This is a genomic window from Corynebacterium canis (assembly GCF_030408595.1).
Classification (GTDB): Bacteria; Actinomycetota; Actinomycetes; order Mycobacteriales; family Mycobacteriaceae; genus Corynebacterium; species Corynebacterium canis.
The window spans coordinates 254,761-275,434 of the sequence record NZ_CP047080.1 but is presented as its reverse complement, the minus strand read 5'-3'; the positions used below and the strand labels follow the sequence as shown (position 1 = coordinate 275,434).

Genomic DNA, 20,674 nt, shown 5'->3' with positions numbered 1-20,674 from the left:
CCCGCCTGCACGCTCGGCCCCTCAACGGTGTGAACGGTGTGCGCGCATCGAACCAAAATACCGGCTGCATATAAGGTTAAAACTAATCGATGTGTTGATCCATCAAACACCTCGCCCGCCGTGCCGCCGGAATTATTGGGGCCAATAGCTTGCGCTCTCAGATGCAGCCAAGCCGCGCGGGAGATGTTATACGATATTCACATGTCTCGCCCATTTCGCAATTCCGCCCGCAATGCAACACTCGCCGAAATATTACGGTCCCTTGATGGGAAAAACTACGGCGTGTATAAAAGCCTGCGCGGCAATTATCGCCTGGGAAATGACATAGTATTACGCATAGATAGTGTGCAAGCTGACCCATACGCTCCGCCTTCGCTGATGCGAGTGATTATTGACCGTACCGCGGCAAACCTGCCACCAGATTTACTGGTGGATCGGGTGGGGCGCGTAGCCACGGCCGATTATTTGACCCGCCGATTTGCGCACCTAGTGCGGGATATTCAGGCGATCAGCATCGGGCAGCCCGGCCAAGCGGTATTAGAACGTACGAGCGTAAAGTTTACCGACCAAGCGATCGAGGCGAGGATCGCCGTCGCGCTTCCTGCCAGCGGGCGCAGAATTCGGGGACGCGAGGCCGCATATTTACTCACCTCGGCCCTTCCGAAAATCGTTCGCCAAAGTCTTTTCTACGAACAAATCGACGGTGAAGAGCTGGCAGCGCACGTCGCATTATTGCGAGATCAGGAGGCGTTGCGCAAAGAATTGGCCTCCCGCAGGCTCATCGCGTTTATTGGCAATGGGTCCATTCTGCCCCGCCAATCCGGCGATTCCGATCTCCCGCTAGAGCAACACGCAATTCCGTTCGAAAGCCCAACATCGCTCGAAGAATCATTCGAATTGCCAAGCGGCCGAACAATCACGGGCATGGCCATCGCCGAAGGAATTACCGTTATTGTCGGCGGGGGTTTCCACGGCAAATCAACCTTGCTGCGGGCAATCGAACGTGGTGTCTACCCTCACATCGCCGGCGATGGCCGCGAATGGGTGATTACGCGCCCGAGCGCCACCGCGATTCGGGCCGAGGACGGCCGCGCGGTTACCGGCGTGGATATCTCCACGTTTATCAATAACCTGCCCTCAGGCGCGGACACACGCCAGTTCTACACCACGAATGCATCCGGCTCTACGTCCCAGGCAGCGAACCTCATGGAGGCTGTCGAGGCGGGGGCATGCGCGCTATTGATCGATGAAGACACCGCCGCGACAAACTTTATGATCCGCGATGAACTCATGAGCCAGCTCATCCCGGCACACGAAGAGCCAATCACCCCATTCGTGCAGCGTGTCCGGCCATTATACGAATCCCTTGGGGTATCAACCATCCTCGTCGCGGGCGGTTCCAGCGCGTTCTTCGGCGTCGCAGATCGGGTGATCGCCCTTAACAAGTATCACCCCACCGATGTAACCGAACGCGCGCACGAATTGGCGGATACCCCGCAGGGCTCAAGCGAGACGTCGATCGCCGTGGAAGAGCGGGTCCCTGCCGCATTGCACGCACCCGGCAAGACGAAGCCCGCACGGGCGCTGGGGCGCACCGAGGTTCGCTACGGCAAGGAGATTATCCAGCTCAGCGCCTTAACGCAGATTATCGACGCCGCCCAAACCACCGCCATCGCCCACGCCCTCGATGCCATCGCCGAAATGTGCGATCACGGCACCCTGCGGGAACTGGTGTCCGAACTAGATAGGGAGATCGAGGAACGCGGCTTGGACGCGATTTCTCCGTTCCACGGGCATCCCGGATTATTCGCACGGCCGCGCACCCAAGAGATCATGGCCGCCGTGAATCGATACCGACGGCTCAAGCTAAAGCGCCTCTAACCTCTAGTGCTCCGCGGAAAGATCGAATTTCTTTGCCACGAGCCAATACGCCACCAGAGACACGATAACCAGCATGATCCCGCCGGTACATGCAGCTTGCGCGAGACCATTATTAAAAGCGGTCGTCGCCCTAGTAGCGAGCTCGGGCAACCCGTACTGCTCCGCGACAGCTAACGCACCTACGAGCGATTCGTTGGCATAGGCGGCGGCCGCGGCGTCAATACCCGCGTTAGTGAATTCCTCGATTTGGAGAGCGCCGCGGTACACCACGGCCGCGACGCTCCCCAGCATGGCCACACCGAACACTTCGCCGAGGTCATACATGGATTCTTCGATGGCTGCGGCATTGCCCGCCTTGGCCGTAGGCGTGCTTCCCATAATGATCACCGAGCTTATGGCCAACGCGCCCATACCCACACCTACCAGCGCCATCGGCGCAATAAACTGCCAGTAGCTCGTAAAATCTACGGCTAGGCCGAGCAACAGCATGCCGAGTGCCGCGGTTGCTAACCCACCCGCCAGCACCGTTCGCGCACCTATTCGTTTTGCTAGGTCGGGAGCGAACGGCGCGGACACCATTGATCCAAGGGCAAGCGGCAGCAACGCCAATCCCGCCTTAATCGGCGAATACCCGCCTACAACCTGCAACCATTGGGCCACCAAGAGCAAGTTTCCACCCAGCGCAAAGCTGATGAAAAACGCCGCGATAGTACCAGCAGTAAATGGCTTGCTACGGAACAGTCGCACATCTAATAGCGGGTCTTTTTGCGTTAAACAGCGCCACACAAAAAGCCCCATCAAGGCAATACCAACCGCTAGTTTTGCCCATTCAAGGGACCCCACCCAATCGTGCTTGGCCAGTTCTTTAATGCCCCAAACTAGCGTGACCATTCCGGCGATAGATAGCACGATAGCCAAAAAGTCCCATTTCGGCGGGTTAGGGTCCTTAACCTCCGGGAGGAGCATTCCGCCAACAATAATGATCACCGCCGCGAACGGGACGTTGATAAGAAATGCGGCGTGCCAATGAAACACCTCGAGCAGCGCGCCACCAACGACTGGGCCAATGATTGCGCCGATGCCTGCCACCACGGACCAGATCGCCAATGCGCGCGCACGTTCCTCGGGGTCTCGGAATATGCTGCGCACCATGGACAGCGTGGTCGGCATGGTCATCGCCCCTGCCGCGCCAAGGGCGGCGCGCAGCGCGATCACCGCGATCGGTGCGTTTGCTACCAACACCAATGCCGAAACTGCGCCGAATAAACCGAAGCCAATAAGCAAGAATTTTCGCCTGCCGTAGCGGTCCGCAAGCGCGCTCATGGGGATCAGCAGCCCGGCGAGAAATAGCCCGTAAATATCTACGATCCACAATTGCTCAGCGGCCGTCGGCTGCAGATCGGCGATAAGGCTAGGCAGCGCCATAATCAGGATCGTCATATCCATCACCACGAGCAGCAGCCCCGTGGAAAGCAAGCCGAGCGCGGCCCAGCGTTGCCGCTTGGTCATCGTTTCCGGTGCATTAATCATGCGTGACCCCGCTGTACGCCAGTTTGGTTATCACGTTGGCAATTTCCTCCTCTTTTGGCACTTTTGTTTGATACAGCACCTCCAGCGTGAGGCCGTTGAAATACGTCACGCCGGCGCGGGCGGCGGCGGGGTCAAAATACCGGGCGAGCTCGGCGACCATTTTCTCCTGCCACGAACTGGCCAGTTCCCGAATCCGCGCGTTTTCCGTGTGCGCGGCAAAGAACACCGTTTCGACTCGCACATGCGCCGGATCGGCGAGGTATTCGCACATGATGCGCGCTAGTGTGCGCGGCAAATCCGTTGCGGCCGCCAGCTCTTCACGCAGCCTATCGACGTCCGCGTCCAGCACGCTCCCTAGCTCCTCCAGCGCCGCCGCGATAAGGTCTTCGAGCGTTTTAAAGTGTTGGGTCGTTGATCCCAGCGGTACGCCCGCACGTTCGGCAACCTTTCGGTGCGTCACCGCGCTCGGGCCATGCTCCATGATCAATTCCGATGCCGCGCGAATAATTGTTCGTTTACGACCTTCTGGGTCGCGCGTCCTTTTTGTCATGATTGCTAGTGTACATGCGTACATGTACGTTGGTACACTTTCGGCGGGCGAGTCTCCCAGCCCCAACCCCTGCCGCATTATGAAAGAATTTCTTCCATGACGAACGTACTGTTTATCCTCTCGTCCGCCGACCCCCAAACGCTCGCCGAACCGCACCCGCTGTTTAGCGACGCCGGGTGGGACATCACCATAGCGACCCCAAACGCCACACCCCCAACGTTGGACCTCGGGTTCGCCGGCAAGCCCAAACGTACGCGCGATCAAAACCGAGCCTATCTGGCCACGATTTCGGAGGCACTTGCTCACCCCGCGGCGCTGGAAGATTGCAACGAAGAAGAGTTCAATCTGGTTTTCTATCCCGGTGGGCCGGGGCGCGCGGAAGACCTCGCCTTTGACAAAGTTTTCGGCGCGCTACTCACCCGCCGCATAGAGGCGGGGCGGCCGACTGCGTTGCTGGCCGCGAAGCACGGCGTCGTACCGCTGCGGCCCCAGGTTTTGGTTGATCGCAATGTTTATACGGGCCGGAATCCGGCCTCTGCGGGAGCGCTTGCGCACCGCCTTATTACCGACCTTTCACGCAAAACGCCGCCCGTAAAGATTTTCGAACCGCTGCCGTTGCAGCACGGCGCACCGCTGCCCAGTCGCATTGCCAAGGCCGCAATGGAGGAGGATCTAGGAGGCCAAGAACACCTGCCCAACGAACGAGTTTTCCGGCTCTACCAAACTTGGTCTCAGGGCGGCGTCGGGTTGATCATTACGGGCAATGTCATGGTCGACCCCCGCGCGCTCACCAATCCCGCGGCAATGATCCTTGACCGCCACGCCCCGCTCGAGCCTTTCCGCCAATGGGCTGCGGCGGCCCGCAGCGGCGGCGCACAGGTTTGGATGCAAATCAGCCACCCCGGACGCCAAATTGCGCGCGGCATGCCCGGCATCAAGATCGCCCCGTCCGCGGTCCCAATGAATATGGGCGCACATTCCAAACGCTTCGAGATCCCCCGAGAAATGACCCGCGCGGAAATCGAAGACGTGATCGAACGATTTGTCACCACCGCCACCCGCGCAGCCGAGGCGGGTTTCGATGGCGTGCAAATCCACGCGGCGCACGGCTACCTCGTTTCGCAATTTCTTTCGCCCCTGACAAACCTTCGCACCGATGAGTGGGGCGGCGACCTACAGGGCCGCAGCAAGGTATTGCGCGAGGTTGTGGCGCGGATCCGAGCGGCCGTTCCCGCCGATTTTGCCGTAGGCGTGAAACTGAATTCCGCCGACTTCCAACGTGGGGGTTTCGACGTCGCGGACGCCGCGGCCGTTGTGCAAATGCTCGGCACGCTCGGCGTCGACCTTGTCGAGGTTTCTGGCGGTTCCTACGAAAGCCCCGCCATGCAGGGACAGACGCGAGATCAGCGAACGTTAGACCGAGAAGCTTATTTCTTGCGTTTTGCCAAGGAGATCAACGAGGTGGCCCCGATGCCATTGATGGTTACCGGCGGGATAACGCGCCGCCACACTGCCGAACGGGTGCTCGAGGCGGGGATTGATGTGGTGGGAATTGGCACCGCGCTATCCGTCATGCCCGATCTGCCGAATCGGTGGCGCATCGCCGAAGCCATGGCGCCGCAAATGCCGGAACCCCGCTTCAAAGACAAGGCCATTAATTCGCTGGCAAAGCTCGTTCAGGTGAAATACAACCTGCATCGCATCGCCGACGGTAAGCGACCCCAGCCCCGAATCTCGGCAGTGCGAGCGCTTTTAATCGACCAAGTCCACGAACAACGCAACCTGAGGCAGTACCGGCGCTGGCTGGAAACGAGAATGCATTAACAATACTGTTGTATATGTTTACTTGATTTTCCATTGGGTTTATGCAACACTTTGAGGTATGTCCCCAAAGTCGAAGCCTCAGCAACCAATATTTAATCGGATTCGCCTACTGCGCACCGAGCGGGACATGTCACGCGCGCAACTTGCTGAGCTCATCAATGTAAACCCGCAAACCATCGGAGCCTTGGAGCGGGGCGACCATTCGCCGAGCCTCGACTTAGCGTTTCGCATCTGCCAGGTTTTTAACCTCCCAGTCGAGGCGGTTTTTAGCCGACAGGAATTTACACCGATGTCCGCGGAAATCTACGGAAAGAAGGTGCAATAATCATGGGCAATTGGGAGCGCAACCACGAGCGATGGTCAAAGGCGCTGCCGGGGTGGCGCTCGGAGCGACGTCGACAAGCACTCACGCAAATGTTCTACACTTCGGCCGTTTGTGCGTTCACGGCGTTGGCGCTCGATTTGGTGTTTCATTCCCCGTGGCTGGCCGCCATCTACCTCACCTGCGGCGCGGTTATTCTTATCTGCACAACCATATTGCGCATCACCATCAACGGTATCGAGCTCGCACCCGACCATGTGCTCGATGAATACGAAGCCGATCTAGTCACGCGATACCAAGCCCGCGCCCACCTGCAATTCGAGGTAGCGCTGATGTTTACTGCGGTATTGCTCGTAATCCTCAGCGTCGCGGCACCCACCATCGGCTCCGAACGCATAGTCGATATGCTGATTCCGATCGGGCTTGGATTAACGCTGGTCAATGCGGTAATCAACGGAATAATCAGCATTCGGCTCGCGAACAAGCTCGGCGAACCGTGGACAAACACGCTGCCTGCCGCGATCCGGGCGGCCGAAGACCCAGCCGAAAAAGCGAAAGTTTGGGCGGCCGACATCCTGGCCAAAAAGGACATCGATCCGACGCGCGACGCCCTGCTTGCCATCCGGACGATCCGTTTAGAAGCCCCGAAGCTTGGCCTGCGGCACGCTGTTGACCTTGTGCGGGCCGCCGAACAGGAAACCGCCAAATCCCACAGCGGCGAACACCAATAACCCACCGAGGTGTGGCGCACGGCGCAGGTCGATCGGCGCGCCGCTAGTGCCCGGCAGCCACGTCGAAACCACGAGGCACCAGCGCAAATACCAGCCCGGCGGCCACGAGCATGACCACCCCGCCGACCAGCGCCGCCTGCGCGATCCCTAAATCGAACGCGTTGGTGGCTTGCTCTGCCAGCTGCGGCAGGCCCATCTGTTCAGCTAGATAAAGCGCGCCCACCAGCGACTCTTTGGCAAAGTCGACCGCCTCACCGCCGCCGCTGGGCAACGGCCCCAAGATCGCCTGAATGTCCAATTCGTTTCGATATTTGGCGGCGGCGACGCTACCCAGGATTGCCACGCCCAGCACATTGCCCAAATCGTACATAGATTCTTCAATGGCGGCGGCGTTGCCAGCCTTTTCCATCGGGGTGCTGCCCATAATGATCGCCGAAGCGATGGCCAAGGATCCCATCCCAGCCCCCACACACGCCATCGGGGCGATAAATTGCCAGTATTCGGTCAGCTCAGACGGATAAACCAATAGGAACATACCCACGGCACCGATGACCAAGCCCGCAGCCACCACTATTCGTGCGCCGAGCCGTTTTGCCAGGTCAGGGGCGAACGGAGCCGTAAGCATCGCCCCCGCGGCCATCGGCAAAATGGCCACGCCCGCATGTATTGGCGAATACCCTGCGACGATTTGCAACCATTGCACGATCAGCAGCATGATGCCACCAAGGCCAAAACTCGTCGTGATCGCGGCGATGGTGCCCGCAGTAAAGGAGCGAGACGTAAACAGCCGCACATCGAGCAGAGGTTCGTCCCGCCGGAGACACCGCAGGGTAAACAGCCCCATCAACACAATGCCCGCACAAAGTTTCGCCCAGTCGATGGGTTCCACCCAGTCATGCTTTGCTAGCTCCTTGATGCTCCACACCAGCACAACCATTCCCGAAATCGAAAGCATGATCGCCAACATATCCCACCGGGGTGGATGTGGATCCTTGACCTCAGGCAGCAGCATTAAACCGAACACAATAACTACCAGCACCACAGGAATGTTTACCAAAAACGCGGAATGCCAGCTGTAAAACTCCAAGAGCCCGCCGCCGACCAGCGGGCCAACCACCGCGCCCACACCAGCAACCACCGACCAAATCGCTAGGGCCCGCGTTCGTTCGGCCGGGTCTTCGAAAATACTGCGCACCATAGACAACGTCGTGGGCATAATCATCGCGCCCGCCGCACCGAGCACCGCCCGGAGCAGGATAACGGCTGTCGACGTCGCCGCCACCAGCACCAACGCAGACACCAGGCCGAAGAGCGCAAAGCCAATCAGGAGTACTTTCTTGCGGCCATATCTATCTGCCAATGCGCTCATCGGGATCAATAGACCCGCAAGAATAAGCGAATACACGTCCACTATCCACAATTGCTCAGTGGCCGTCGATTGCAGATCTTCGATTAGGTTTGGCAAGGCCATAATTAGGATCGTCATGTCCATGACCACCATCAATAACCCCAGTGATAGCAGCCCTAATGCCAGCCAACGTCGCCGCTTTGTCATTACAGCAATATTACTCTTCTTGCGTAACTATTACCCAAGCAACCAGCTAGGATACAGATGAACCCACCGGTAAGTGCAACCGCACACCGTCTCGAATGTCCTCCACGCGTGTCCCGCGCGGCGCAATGAGCACGCGAATAGTTAGAAAAATATCCCCAACCGCGCCGCCCAATAGCAAGCCGGCCGGAATGACCAACCACCCGCTGCCTGGCCATTGAGCAAGGATCCATACTATCGGGACCACCCCAAGCACGATCCCTGGCAAGAGGGCAACATACACGAAAGCGCCCCTCGACATCACTGCGCCTGGGGACGTGCAATAGAACGCGGGTATGATACCGCCGATCATCAGCGCACCGTATTTAGGCTTAAACCCCAAGGTACGTAAGGCGAAGCCATGAAGCAATTCGTGGATCCAAGCTAAGGCGAATACTCCAACTGACATCGCCAGCACCCCGAACAGTTCCGCAACCCCGAGCTGCACTGTCACATATCCGGATTGCGTCCAAAGGAACAGCGCCGCATATCCCACGATGCCACCAATGGTCAGGATCACCCCAACAATATTCATCCACCATGCCATACGCCGATCGGGTACCCAATCGATCACCTCGCGGTTTTCCATGTTGGCGGCTACTCCTCACAAATATCAAAACCTTCAGCGCGCGAAAGCGGGCCACACCATTGGAATCAAGCCTAGCTTTTCGCCCCTTCTACCCACTGCGCAAGCATGTCCGCAGTGGCCTTTTCATCAGCATCACGCACCGTTTCAGGATCAAAATAGGATAGGTGCACATCAATCCCAGGGATCACTTCGGCCGAGGTATCGCAAACAAAGTCATTGCGCTTGCAATACTCATACCGTGGGGCAACCTGTTGCGGCGCCAATGCGGATCCACCAAAAAGCCCGCCCGAGTGCTGCGGCTGGCCAGCATTTGCTTGCCCCATTTTCAATTGAGGATCGCCGATCATAAGCGCCCCGACGAGCCTGCCTTGATCCGCCAATTGCTTTTCATAGGATTGCAATACCATCGCGCCTTGGGAATATCCCACCAGGATAGTTTGTGAGCTACAGCCCGTTTCTTGGTCTTGATTTTCCATTGCCGTGGGAATGGTGTTTACCCCATCAAACACGGATCGCACGAATTCGATCGCGGGCTCAATAATCATGGGTATTGGACCATACCTCACAATAAGATCCCACGCGTTTTCCACGCGTTCGTCCATGTCATCCGGCTCTACAACCTCGTCCGGCAACACCGGTTCAGCACGGTAAGCAGTGTCTGCAATGCCGGTGATTGCCACGTCGTCGAAAAGCGCCTCACCATGCCGCTGTTCGAGAAAACGAAACAATCGCGCAAGCACTTCCCCTTCGAATCCATTGCTCACAGTAGACCCATATCGTTGTGGCCCAATATCCCCTTCCGTAGTTCCGCGCGCTACAACGATTTCCACTTCGGGGCATTCTTGCGCCTCATCGGCGTGCGCGACTGGGATGCCCACTACTGAGAAAAGCGTTCCTGTAATAGTGGCGATAGCAGTACGTGTCGGTTTTTGCATTGTCGTCTCGCTTCTTGAGAGTTAATCCGCTAAGCAAGTATCGGATTTCCTGATTTCCGACCTTTAAATACTTTTATCATCATTGCAATAGTGAGCGCCACTTTTGCAGCAATCTGACCTTTCCCTCGATGCGGCTCTGCCTAGCGTTTCAATCTTTTCGCCGACTGCGCCAATAGTTCGACGAACGTTGTAGGAAACCGGATCGCAACTGCTCAAAAGCATTGCAGACACCCCTATCCAAACATCGCCCCCTTCAATCAGGTCCCATATGCATAACCAAGGAGGATTAAGCGCCTATTCTTCAGCTATGAACGCACAGCTATCATTCAACCCTGGCGTCCCCTATAACGATTTACCGCCGCTGCCTCCGAACACTACGGTGGAAACACGAGCGGTACTTAAAGCTGTCATCGCAGCAAATAAAGAACTCGGCGCATTGGACTCCGCTTGTCGGCTTATCCCAAACCCTGAAATAATTACCTCAACAATTCCACTAAGGGAAGCCCAAGCATCCAGCGAAATCGAAAATATCGCAACCACTAACGATGAACTCTTTCGCGCCGCCTTCGCTGTAGATGATGAACCTACCTCAGCCACAAAAGCGGCACTTCGTTACAACACTGCACTACACATTGGGGTTCAATCGCTACAAACGCGCCCGCTATCAGTACGTACAGCAGAGGAAGTGTGCACCGTTCTTCAAAATTCCCCGGCTAAGATACGTTCAACAGCTGGAACTTTTATCGGTGATCCTGTAAGAAACGTCAAATACTACACTCCGCCCGAGGGCAAAGAAATCGTCGAACAGCACTTGAGCCGCTGGGAACGATTCATCTACAGCGATCATGATCTAGATTCGCTTGTACTGCTGGCACTACTTCATTACCAATTTGAAGCGATTCATCCTTTCTACGATGGCAATGGCAGAACCGGTAGAATTCTTAATATTTTGCTCTTGATACAAGAACGACTGCTGCGCCTGCCAGTCTTATGCCTTTCCGGTTACATCGTTAAAAACAAGAGCGACTATTACCGCCTGCTTCGTGCTGTTACCACCGAAAACAGTTGGGAAGAATGGATCATTTTCATTGTCAAAGGCGTAGAAGAGTCCGCTCGGGCAGCGTCAACAATGATTGAAAAACTATGGACCTTACAGGAAAGCACGTCAACCAAGCTCCGCGAAGAGGCCAATATAGGACCAACAAACGACCTAGCCGCACTACTCTTTACGCACCCCTACATCACGATAAAGAACATCGAGGACGCCGGTTTGGCGAAGCGTCAAGCGGCTGCGCATTGGCTTCACAGCCTCGTTGATCTCGGTGTTTTGAAAGAAATCAAGCGAGGCCGCCAGAAAGTATTCATCAATCATCGTGCGCTTGATGTCCTCATGCAACCCTAATCGTTTGCGCAGCGCGGCGATTGGAAAGTGGCTTTCTGGTGATTGGAAAGTGAGGTTCTGGCGTTCGGAAAGCGTTTGTACGGGGGTGGTCCCCACGGTATTGGTTGCGTGGGGACGTAGGTTGTGCTAGAGGATTTCGCGAGGTTTATACGTTTCGCGGAGGTTGGTTTCTCCTTTTAACGCGATAGTCATTGATGGGTGCATGATTCGGTTGATGAGGGACTCGGCGGTGACTTGATTGGGGATGAATTTGCCCCAGTCACTGGCGCCGGTCTGTGAGACAATGGCGGTGGCTTGGCCGGTGCGTGCTTCCATGATTTCGAGGAGCACACGTGTTGCGTGGGGCGAGATTTCTGTCGTAAAGAAGTCATCGAAGATAACAAGGTGGTACTTGGTTATTTTCTTTACCAGGTCATTCGTGGCAGCGATGTCCTGGCGAACTTCATCGAGTCTTGAGGCAAGCTCGGCTAGGCGCCAATACTTCACGCTCAGCAGCTGCATGCATGCATTGTGAGCCAATGCTTGGATGAGGAAGCTTTTCCCGCTTCCGGTGGGGCCGATGATGACGAGGTTTCAGTGGGCTTGGTCCTGCTATCCATTCGGTGTCTTTGATCCTGGCGAGCCGTTGCGGGGTGATTTCTCCCGGCGGGTTGTTCATTAGTGCTTGCATTGTTGCGCCTGGATCGGGAAGTCCTGCTGCTTTGAGCCGTTTGTGGCTGGTGCGCTGGATATAGCCTTCTTCCTGGGCACGTAGCATTTCGACGAGGACGTCACGGAACGAGTAGGTGTCGTAGTTGGGATCGCCGATGATTTCTAACGCCCTGGTTCCTGCGGTGACGATGTGGAACTTTTTGAACAGGCGCATCATTTCTTCATCGTCCATTACTGGGGAAGTGTCGTTGGGAAGAGTGGTCATTATGCCTCCTCGTCGATGGTGTCGGTGGGGATGTCGAACGCTGCGAGGCCTCGCAGGCGTGCCTGATCGAAGTCAATAACGATTACGTCATCGTCGTCTTGACTGCAGGACGCGTTGGGGTGGTTCGGTGAGGTGTCAGTGCGTGCTTTGTCTGCGCGCTCTGCTGCATGCGATGTGATGGCATTTTTGATGTTGGAGTAGCCAACGTATTGCCTGCTATCAAGGATGAATTTGCAGGCTTGCTCCAGTTCAACCTTCGAGTACCGGTTGGCCAGCTTCAGGATGTTTTCACACGTGAAGAATGCTTGTTGCTCAATTTTGGGCCGATTCAGCACAATAGCGATAGCCCGCGTGCAGGCAGGGCCTACGTGCTGTGACCAGGTGACATAGCGGCTGCGTGTCCAGAGGTTTCCGTAGACCTTGGTCTGCGGTGGTCGGTGTTCTTCCAGGCTGACGTAGCTGCCTGGCCTGGCATAGCTGCGGGTATGAGAAACAATGAGCTCGGTACCATCGTGGGAGTACACATTGACGCTGTGCTGGCCGAGTCCGACCTTGAGCTTGGTTCCGACATACTGATACGGCACCGAATATCGGCGCTTATCGACCTGGATGTGGCAATCAGGGCGCGGGGTTGCCCATCGCCACTCCATCGGTTCGAACTCGACGCTGGGGAGAGGCTTGAGGAACTGTTGCTCATAGTCAACGAATTCTTGGAAACGCGTGTTTCCGTTCATCCCGCGGTAGGGTGTCTTGTCGTGATTAAGCCAAGTCACCTGGGCTGCAACAGCATCATTGAGGTCTTCTAATGTGTCGAAGACATACGCGTCGAGGTACTGGCCGACCCATTGCTGGATAATATCGACGTGGCGTTCCACATGCCCTTTATGAGTAGGCTCTGCTGGCGCTGTCGGCAAAATCCCGACCCCATAGTAGTTTCCAAGACGTAAATAGTCTGAGGCCACTTCCCGCGCTGGATCATCGCGGCGCGGGCGAAATGAAGCGGTTGATGCGTTATCTGGGACAAAAAGCTCTGGGACCCCGCCGAAGAACCTACACGCATCCACGTGAGCCTCCAGCCAAGAGGCGGTGCGTTCATTCGGATAGCACTTGGCGAAAACATACCCGGAATGTGGCAGCGTCGCCACAAAAACGGAGACTTGGAAACTGTCGGCATCCCCAGGCCGCCCGACCCACATCTTGTCGCCGGACCAGTCGACAAACATTTTTTGGCCGGGAGCATGTTCCAAAGGCCACTTCAGCTCGTTGACACGGATGAACTCAGAAACCTGGCTCGCGTACTGGGAGTAAGAATACGGCCTCGCCCCCTCTTGCTGACATTGGCGGACGTAGCGTTCATGTTCGACCTTGATGCGGAACTTCTTGCCCCGATGCGTGTTTGTGAATTCCCGCATACGCCTGACCAACGCCGGAATATCGATCGCCGCCAAGGACTCATCCCGATCGCGGCGTTTATCAGGAAACAGCACCGCCAACTGCGCATCGGACAAGCCGACTACATCATCGACGCCGAAGCCGTGGACATCTAAGACCGAACGAACCTGACGAATCGTCTTTGAAGAACACCGCAGCCGCGCAGAGATCGCGGCGTAGGTTTGATCACGTAAAAGCGCGAGCATAATCGCGCGGTAATCCGTTGCCACCGCAACGAACCCCCTTTTCCTAGAAACGCGGACGACTCGTACACACTGAGCCGCCCGTCAACATCTAGAAAACCACCCCCGCCGCCCCGAAAACTACGCCCCACGAACCTCACTTTCCAACCACCGGAATCACGCTTTCCGAAAACACTTCCAGACAATCGTTGGCCCAGATGACCAGCACAAATGGTTCGATATGTCGATTTCTTCTCCGGAAATCGACATATTTCGCAGACATGTCGATTGCGTGTACATATCGCATTCGCCCCAACACCGACGCGGTTTCCGGCACGGGCGCCGAAACCGAGGAATAGGCGTACTGCGAGTGGCTTTTCGCCTAGGTCAATGGGATGTGCGCAACCTATCGACAGACGTGGCCTGCATGCCCTCCCGCACATAAAGCTTCGAACTTTCCCGAACCATTGACCCCGCCAAATCTGCCTCAAGCAGATCTAACAGGGCAGGATCGGCGTCCTGCGGAAATACCACCATTGGATGGCTGGCATGTCGAATCTGCCTGAGCGCGGAACTCGGTGCGCACTCCCAACCTATTTTTCGCATCGCGCTCGCCCTGCCACCCCGCAGCGCACACGCCCCTCTCCTTGGCCACGTCATATCTGCCTGGCCTGCGCGGGATCTGCCTGATTTTTGTGCCGAGTTTGCTTGGGGAAACACAGCCCGCGTCGTATCTGCCTCAGGCAGATCTGCCACGGCACACGCAGCAGGCAGATACTCACCACCACACCTAGTGGTGTGGCGAGTTGAGAGCCGGAATCGGCCCACAAACCCCGGTCAGGCAGATTCGACACGCCGGTCGTCGCACGGTGGTGTTTCTGCAGGAACACCAAACCGCCGTGTTACATCTGCCTCAGGCACATCTGCAACGGCAGAAAACCAGGCAGATCCTCACCAACGCACCGAGTGATGCGGTGATTTGCGGGCCAGAATTCTCTGGGCTCAGGGACGACGGTGTTCCTGCACAACCATAAGATAAGGACACAGCGACATTGACCTTACCTATCGTTTCCCCTCCCTCACCCACTGCGCCAACAGTTCCGCAACTGCCTCCTCATCAGCATCCCGCATCATTTGCGGATCAAAGTAGGATTGATGAACATCCAGCCCATCGGCAACATCGAGCGAAGTATCGCAAATGAAGTCGTTGCGCTTGCAGTATTCGAATCTTGGCACGAGTTGTTGCGGTTCCGACGACGAACCCGCAAATAATCCGCCATTATGTTCCGGCTGCCCAAAATTTACCTGCCCGGTTTTCAATTGTGGGTCACCAATCATAAGCGTCCCAACGAGCCTTCCTTCACGGGCTAATTGCAACTCATAAGGCTGCAACACAATCGCTCCTTGGGAATACCCAAGAACAATTGTTTGAGCACGGCACCCCGTATCTTGCGCCTTCATTTCCATTGCAGCCGGAACCGCCGCTGCTCCATCAAAGGCAGAGCGCATGAAACGTGCGATCGGCTCGACGATTGTTCGTATGGGGCCGTACTTTTGGATAAGCTCCCAAGCAGCTTCTTTTCGCGCATTTGGCGGCCCAGGTTCACCCACCGTATCGGGCACTATTGGTTCGGCACGATATACGGTATCATCGATCCCCGTTATCGCTACTCCATCAAAAATCTCCGGCCCATATCGTTGCTCTATAAAATGTAAAAGCCTGCTCAATACCTTGCCCTCAAAACCATTGCTTGCTGCCGAGCCATATTGCTGGGGCCCAATGCCAATTTCCGAGGTACCGCGCGCGGCGACAATCTCAATCCGTGGGCATTGCTGCTGTTCATCGGCCTGAACTGGCGGTGCATTGTACGCACATCCTAGGACCATTGTGCTCATTGCCATGAGCGTTGCTGCTATTTTCTTCATAGTGTTTTGGCACACCCCTAACTGGTTCTTATACCAGCCTCCAATTACTTGTTTGTTGTTCTTTTTCAACGCCGCGACAGTAACTCTGACAACGCACCATCAGTTCGTCGTGCCTACCGCAGTCGGCGATTCGCCCATCCCCATCGAGCACTACAATCTGGTCGGCCTCCACCACGGTAGATAGCTTGTTCGCCACCATGATGATGGTTTTTCCGCCGGCGCGGAGATCCGCAATGAGGTTCATCACCCCGCGTTCCGCGTAAGAATCCAGCGATGCGGTGGGCTCATCGAATAGGATAACCGGCCGGTCGGCGAGGAGGGCACGGGCTATGCACACGCGTTGCCGTTCGCCTCCGGATAGCGCCGACCCACCCTCTCCGATGTTTTGTTCCAACCTCAACTCGTCGCCAAGCATTGCTTGATGCAGTGCGGTTCGGCATTCGGCCTCGCTGGCTTGCGGGTCAGCGATTCGCAGCGCATCGGCGAGCTTCGCCCCCGGCAGATAGGTGTCTTGGAATACCGCACCGATGTGTTTACGCACTTCACCGCTTCCGCAGCGCGGGTACGGCACACCGTTTAAGGTAACCTCGCCGTCCCAAGGATCAACGAAACGTGCCAGAAGCTTTAACACCGTGGTTTTCCCGCACCCAGAAGGGCCGACGATAGCGGTCACCGTGCTAGGTTCCGCGGTAAATGAAATATCGTGGAGTATCTGTTTCTCCCCATATCCGAAATCCACGTGCTGCAACGCTATGGTGCTGCCGTCGGCGCCGCGCGCAATATCTGCCACCGAGCCGTCTTCGGGCTCAGCGAGCGCTGGTACTGCCGCTAATTCCTCGAGTTGTTCTAGCGTAGAGGCGGCTTGCCCAAATCCGCCTTGAAGCGTTCCCGCACCAATGATCGGATCGATAATACGAGTCAAAACCACCGCTAGCGCCAAGAATTGCGCCGATTGCACATCGGTAACCGCCGCAGCGATCACGCCAGCTACCATGACGGCTTGGGCAAGGGTAGTCATCCTGCCGATCGCTGTGCCTTGGGTTACCGTTGCATTGCCAAACGCCTGGTGCTGGGCGCGTAGCGCGTCATCCATTACTTCGTCGGCGATAGATCCGTCTCCGGATTCGCGTACTTCGGCGGCTCGGATAGCGGCTTGCGCGCGCACAAACTCTGTCAAACGAGTCGAGGTTGTGGCACTGGCAGCCTCGAATTCTTTCGAAGACACATTCCCTGCGCGGGCCACCGCTCGATATGCCCAGTACAGGACTGGCAGACCGCAGATACACACCACGGCAACCAGCGGCATAAAGTACAGCAATCCGCACACCAGTACCAGGGGTGTCACAATTGCTCCAACTACCGGCCGAATCACGGTCGAGGCCACCGCACCGGAAAAACTGATTCCAGACCCCGCGAGCTCAATAAAGCGACCCGTTGTGGTGGGCCCAAAGTACCCCACCGGCAATGTGCGCAGCCTACCTTCGAATATACGAATCAATGAGGCGAGGATCCCTGTGCTGGCTCGACGACCGATTTGCCCGGAGGCGGTGTGAAACACGATGAACCCGCCAAGCAAGCACAGCAAAAGGATCATGAGCTGGCCGACGTCTTCCCCGGCACGCACCCGCGTGAACAACGGAATCAGCGCGATAAACGCCAACCCTTCGCACACGGCTCCGAGCGCCGCAGTGATAAACAGCGCAACCACATTGCCTCGTGCGGTCTTGCCCGCATCACCAAGGCTTTCCAGTAATCGAAAGAGTGCCCGTATCATGCCAGTTTCTCCCACAGGTCCGTGTAGATTCCGCCTGCGTGCAGCAGGTCATCGTGTGTGCCGATCTCGGCGAGCCTACCGGCTTCTAGAACAGCTATTTGATCAGCTCCGGCGATCGTGCGGAGGCGGTGCGCAATAACAATGCAGGTCCGCCCCTTGGCAAAATTGCTCAACGCTTGCTGCAATTCGGCTTGCGATTCTGGGTCGGTGAACGCCGTCGCTTCATCGAGGATGATTACCCGCGGCTGCTGCAGGAATGCCCGCGCAATACTGAGACGCTGCGCCTGTCCACCGCTGGGGTTGGCGTCCACACCGATCACGCTTTCGAGCCCATGTTCTAGTCCGCGAATGTAATCCGCAATGCATGCCTTTTCCGCGGCTTCAAACAATTGTTCGTCGCTGGGTTCGCCCCGCGCACCGAGACGCAGATTGTCCCTAATAGAAACGGAAAGCAATTGCGGCTCTTGAAACACGATTGCCAAGTTTTGATACACGTCGCGCATACCCAGCTCGCGTACGTCCACGCCGTCGATAAATACGCCGCCCTTATCGACGTCGTGAAACCGCGCAAGCAGCCGGACCAGCGTCGTTTTGCCGCTCCCGGACGCCCCCACCAGAGCGGTTGTGGTGCCCGGTTCCAACACCAACGAAAAGTCGGCTATCGCTGGATCGCCATCGGGGGCGGTCGGGTAGGAAAAGGTCACCTGTTTGAATTCCACCCTGCCCGATGCGCTTTGCGGCAGCGTGGCGGGCGATTCGGGCACGGGCAAAGGTTCGACGGCAAGGACTTCTTCGATCTCTTTCGCCGCCGCGATGCCACTCGATAACGCTTGCGAACTCGCCGCAAAATTCAGCAACGGTGCCGCAATGCCCAAGCCAAGCACGAGGCCGGCGGTGAGTTGCACCAACCCCGATTCAAGATCTGCCGCCGAGACCATCAGCAACATAATCGTGATCGGTGCCACAAATAGATCGATAAGGCTCAGGTACCAAGAGGATTGCTTGGACCAGGAATTCCAAGCGTCAATATACTCTCCACCAGCGCGTTTCAGCCTTCCTGCGGCGGCTTCGTCTTCGTCGTAAAGCGCAAACGACGCCGCTCCGTGGGCGCGTTCCACCACCGCGCCAGTGAATTCGGTCAAAGTGTCATCGTGACGCTGCTGCCGCTGCTTGCCCACCGAAAGCATGATCGACATGGTGATTCCCACACCCAAGATCGGCACCAAGGCTATCCCAGCCATGCGTGGACTCATAGCAAACAGAAAGCCCAAGGACAGCAGCGGAACCACCAGAGCTTGCACAGTATCGTGCAGGGCATGCCCGATCAGGTGATGCACGCTGGAAACGCTCCGCTGCACCAGCGCGACTATGCCCTGGCTTTGTCGATGTTCGATCCAGCCAAGCGGCACATTGCGCAAATGACGCACCATTTTCCGCCGAATACTCAACTGAAAATCGTTATCCACGCGATGCGAATACAATCCGGTCGCACCGTGCAGGAAATGGCGAAGAATTACCGCCGCCAACAGGATAATCACCGCAGTATTACGGCGACTGGGATCCCCCGCCAGCCAGAGCATGGCCACCAAAGGGACCACGGTCAGAACGGCCACAACCAGCGATAACCCAATCAGTATCCCCAGCTTGCCCCTGAGTTCATTGAAAATTGTCATGCGCCTGCCTTCTTTCCCAACACGGTGAGATGTACGAGCCCGAACTGCTGCGCTGCGACTGGCGCAAAGCCAGCCCCTGCGAGTAACTCTGCCCATTCGTCGCTATCAAAGATCCTGTGCCCGAACTTGGCGAGCGCTGCACGATCAATCGCTTCATCGATATCAGGATGATCGAGAAATGTTTGCACCATTACATTCCCGTGCGCCGCAAGCATCGCAGAGACTTGACGCAATGCTTCTGCCGCATCTGGGATTTGATGAATCGCACCGCATAACCAAAGTTCATCGAATTCGCCGTACGCAGTGAGATCGCCTTTTGCCAGATCAGCAATCTCGTACCGCACCCTAGCTACCTCAGCCGGAGAAAGGATTTCCTTTGCTTTCTGCCTCGCAAAAGCCACAGCCCTAGGCGAAAGATCCAATCCAACGATTCGCCATTGCTGCCGCTGCGGATCTTGGGCCAATGCCCGTGAATACCAGCCGGTTCCACAAGCTAAATCGCCAATTCTTCCTTGTTCCTTGTCACATCGACGATCCCCTGCCAATTGGATCAACCGCTGGTAAATCTGTTCATGTCCAAGTTCTTGACGCGCATACTTCCTTATAAACCGCGGGTGTATGCTGCGCTCATAGTACTTCAAATACAGGCTCGTATTTGAAAGCCAATTGGTTAATGTGCCCATCGCTGCCCCTTACCGCTCATTGCTATGGAAGAAAACGCTAGGATTATGAATCCGCCTACCCAGGCCACAAACAGCGCCCAATTCCTCGGCGACTCTGAATCCAAGAGCACTTGAACAATCGCAGAAATCGGCGTGTATTCAACAATGTGTTTTAGCACCGCGCCAAACGAGTCTGCGGGCATCATAGCGGTATTCAGAAACATTGCCGCCACGATCAGTGGCACAAAGGCTACCGCGCCTTGCGTGTCCTTAACGCTAAACCCAATGACAGTGGCAATACCCGAGCTGGCAAAACATACCAGTAACAGCACTGGAACAAACTTCCAACCGAAAGCTTGCACAAGGTCTGCTTCAAGGAACAGAGTTGCAGCAATGCAAACGATAGCCACGGAAAGCGTGGCGCGTAGGAATTCGGCTAACCAACGCCCTAGGAGCGCGGGGTAAAAACCTTGTGGTTGTACCCAAAACCTGTCGTGTAGCCCACGCCGCCGTTCTGAAACTATCGTGCCTCCGGAGGTGATAACCAAAATGAATGCCCACGAAACTGCGGTAAGAACCGTGGCCTTATCAATACTAAAGGAGGCGGTGAATAGGTCTACCAAATTGCCAAAGATCGCATCGATAATATACAGCTGCGCAACCGGCACTACTACTAAGAAGATAATGTCGCCTACGTTGCGGAACCAGGTGCGCAAGATTCGTAATGCGTGAACCCAAGTAACCGTCAGCATCGT

The 20,674-nt window shown here is 56.4% G+C and carries 18 protein-coding genes; 5 read left to right on the top strand and 13 right to left on the bottom strand.

The features are described 5' to 3' along the window. Positions 1-201 precede the first annotated feature (201 nt). Positions 202-1,881 carry an ABC-ATPase domain-containing protein gene (locus tag CCANI_RS01205; RefSeq protein WP_146324287.1) on the top strand — a complete coding sequence of 560 codons (1,680 nt, stop codon included), beginning with the start codon at positions 202-204 and terminating at the stop codon, positions 1,879-1,881. Positions 1,882-1,884: 3 nt separating this feature from the next. Here CCANI_RS01205 and CCANI_RS01200 read toward each other — a convergent pair whose 3' ends face one another. Continuing rightward, on the bottom strand, positions 1,885-3,411 hold the full coding sequence (locus tag CCANI_RS01200; protein ID WP_222432946.1) for an MFS transporter: 1,527 nt from the start codon (positions 3,409-3,411) through the stop codon (positions 1,885-1,887). After that, positions 3,404-3,961: a TetR/AcrR family transcriptional regulator gene (locus CCANI_RS01195; RefSeq protein ID WP_146324286.1), complete on the bottom strand. Its 558-nt coding sequence runs from the start codon at positions 3,959-3,961 to the stop codon at positions 3,404-3,406. The genes CCANI_RS01200 and CCANI_RS01195 overlap by 8 nt, the downstream gene beginning before the upstream one ends. A 96-nt stretch (positions 3,962-4,057) precedes the next feature. Here CCANI_RS01195 and CCANI_RS01190 point away from each other — a divergent pair, with 96 nt between their 5' ends. The 3 genes from CCANI_RS01190 to CCANI_RS01180 are packed head-to-tail and all read left to right on the top strand — an operon-like array spanning position 4,058 to position 6,838. Further along, on the top strand, positions 4,058-5,785 hold the full coding sequence (locus tag CCANI_RS01190) for an oxidoreductase (protein ID WP_146324285.1): 1,728 nt from the start codon (positions 4,058-4,060) through the stop codon (positions 5,783-5,785). A 58-nt stretch (positions 5,786-5,843) separates the two neighbouring features. Beyond that, positions 5,844-6,110 carry a helix-turn-helix transcriptional regulator gene (locus CCANI_RS01185; RefSeq protein ID WP_146324284.1) on the top strand — a complete coding sequence of 89 codons (267 nt, stop codon included), beginning with the start codon at positions 5,844-5,846 and terminating at the stop codon, positions 6,108-6,110. A gap of 2 nt (positions 6,111-6,112) precedes the next feature. Beyond that, entirely contained in the window at positions 6,113-6,838 is a 726-nt protein-coding gene (locus tag CCANI_RS01180; RefSeq protein WP_146324283.1) for a hypothetical protein, read from the top strand. A 43-nt stretch (positions 6,839-6,881) separates the two neighbouring features. On the opposite strand, the gene CCANI_RS01175 is transcribed toward CCANI_RS01180, so the two are convergent. The 3 genes from CCANI_RS01175 to CCANI_RS01165 form a co-directional block, all read right to left on the bottom strand. Then, the gene (locus CCANI_RS01175; RefSeq protein WP_146324282.1) at positions 6,882-8,393 is read right to left on the bottom strand and encodes an MFS transporter; all 1,512 of its coding nucleotides are present in this window, start codon (positions 8,391-8,393) and stop codon (positions 6,882-6,884) included. 46 nt (positions 8,394-8,439) lie between these two features. Further along, positions 8,440-9,018, bottom strand: a complete 579-nt coding sequence (locus CCANI_RS01170) for a DUF3267 domain-containing protein (protein ID WP_146324281.1) — start codon at positions 9,016-9,018, stop codon at positions 8,440-8,442. Between the two features lie 71 nt (positions 9,019-9,089). Next, positions 9,090-9,896, bottom strand: coding sequence for a cutinase family protein (locus tag CCANI_RS01165; protein WP_186750228.1), 807 nt, complete (start codon positions 9,894-9,896; stop codon positions 9,090-9,092). Between the two features lie 364 nt (positions 9,897-10,260). Between CCANI_RS01165 and CCANI_RS01160 the strand changes: the two genes are divergently transcribed. Next, a complete protein-coding gene (locus tag CCANI_RS01160) occupies positions 10,261-11,355 on the top strand; it encodes a Fic family protein (protein ID WP_246118212.1) in 1,095 nt (364 codons plus the stop codon). Between the two features lie 126 nt (positions 11,356-11,481). Here the strand turns inward: CCANI_RS01160 and CCANI_RS01155 are convergent, their stop codons facing one another. The 8 genes from CCANI_RS01155 to CCANI_RS01120 all read right to left on the bottom strand — a co-directional run bounded on the left by CCANI_RS01155 (position 11,482) and on the right by CCANI_RS01120 (position 20,671). Next, positions 11,482-11,874: an ATP-binding protein gene (locus CCANI_RS01155; protein WP_246118211.1), complete on the bottom strand. Its 393-nt coding sequence runs from the start codon at positions 11,872-11,874 to the stop codon at positions 11,482-11,484. Continuing rightward, entirely contained in the window at positions 11,798-12,271 is a 474-nt protein-coding gene (locus CCANI_RS01150) for an ATP-binding protein (RefSeq protein WP_246118210.1), read from the bottom strand. The genes CCANI_RS01155 and CCANI_RS01150 overlap by 77 nt, the downstream gene beginning before the upstream one ends. Next, positions 12,271-13,932 carry an IS21 family transposase gene (gene istA, locus CCANI_RS01145; RefSeq protein ID WP_146324277.1) on the bottom strand — a complete coding sequence of 554 codons (1,662 nt, stop codon included), beginning with the start codon at positions 13,930-13,932 and terminating at the stop codon, positions 12,271-12,273. The genes CCANI_RS01150 and istA overlap by 1 nt, the downstream gene beginning before the upstream one ends. A 1,014-nt stretch (positions 13,933-14,946) precedes the next feature. Further along, on the bottom strand, positions 14,947-15,879 hold the full coding sequence (locus CCANI_RS01140) for a cutinase family protein (protein ID WP_146324276.1): 933 nt from the start codon (positions 15,877-15,879) through the stop codon (positions 14,947-14,949). After that, positions 15,839-17,584 carry an ABC transporter ATP-binding protein gene (locus tag CCANI_RS01135; RefSeq protein WP_146324275.1) on the bottom strand — a complete coding sequence of 582 codons (1,746 nt, stop codon included), beginning with the start codon at positions 17,582-17,584 and terminating at the stop codon, positions 15,839-15,841. The genes CCANI_RS01140 and CCANI_RS01135 overlap by 41 nt, the downstream gene beginning before the upstream one ends. Further along, entirely contained in the window at positions 17,581-19,257 is a 1,677-nt protein-coding gene (locus tag CCANI_RS01130) for an ABC transporter ATP-binding protein (protein ID WP_186750226.1), read from the bottom strand. Before CCANI_RS01130 ends, CCANI_RS01135 begins: the two co-directional genes overlap by 4 nt. Further along, positions 19,254-19,940, bottom strand: a complete 687-nt coding sequence (locus CCANI_RS01125; RefSeq protein WP_146324273.1) for a class I SAM-dependent methyltransferase — start codon at positions 19,938-19,940, stop codon at positions 19,254-19,256. The genes CCANI_RS01130 and CCANI_RS01125 overlap by 4 nt, the downstream gene beginning before the upstream one ends. Continuing rightward, a complete protein-coding gene (locus CCANI_RS01120; protein ID WP_146324272.1) occupies positions 19,928-20,671 on the bottom strand; it encodes an ABC transporter permease in 744 nt (247 codons plus the stop codon). The genes CCANI_RS01125 and CCANI_RS01120 overlap by 13 nt, the downstream gene beginning before the upstream one ends. Between the last annotated feature and the right edge of the window lie 3 nt (positions 20,672-20,674).